We start from the raw sequence: 543 nt of genomic DNA, 5'->3' as shown, positions 1-543 counted from the left end.
TGGTCACGTTATGGCGATGCATCTGCTCGTAGGTGTATTCCGGCAGCCACAGGCTGTCGTCACGGATCAACACGCTGGCGCCGTTGATCAGCGGGTGCATCCAGCCTTCGTGGGAGCCGTCGAAAGCGAACGACATGAAGTGCAGCTCGCAATCGGCCGGCGAGGTTTCATAGCGCTCGCCGGTAGCGATGATATGCGCCACCAGCGGGCCGTGTGACACCGCCACGCCCTTGGGCAAACCGGTGGAGCCGGAGGTGTAGATCACGTAGGCAAGGTTGTCGCCGTCCAGCGCCACAGTCGGGGCCGTATCGCTGTAATCCGACCAGGCTTGCACCTGATCCACCGCCAAGACGTCGAGGCCGTCCGGGATCGGCAACCGGTGTTGCACGGCCGAATGGGTCAACAGCATTTTCGAGCGGCTGTCTTGCATCATGTACAGCAGGCGATCACGTGGGTATTCGATATCCAGCGGCACATACACACCGCCGGCTTTCATCACCGCCAGGAACGCCACCATGATCTCGGCACTGCGCGGCATGGCGA

General features: G+C 61.9%; 1 protein-coding gene. It reads right to left on the bottom strand.

The window, feature by feature from the left end; translation table 11 throughout:
• A partial coding sequence (locus JMV15_RS27835) for an AMP-binding protein (RefSeq protein ID WP_201491987.1) occupies nt 1-543 on the bottom strand: 543 nt, incomplete at both ends.

The organism is Pseudomonas paracarnis, assembly GCF_904063055.1.
Classification (GTDB): Bacteria; Pseudomonadota; Gammaproteobacteria; order Pseudomonadales; family Pseudomonadaceae; genus Aquipseudomonas; species Aquipseudomonas paracarnis.
The sequence above is the reverse complement of the archived record's forward strand: the minus strand, read 5'-3'. Positions and strand labels throughout refer to the sequence as shown.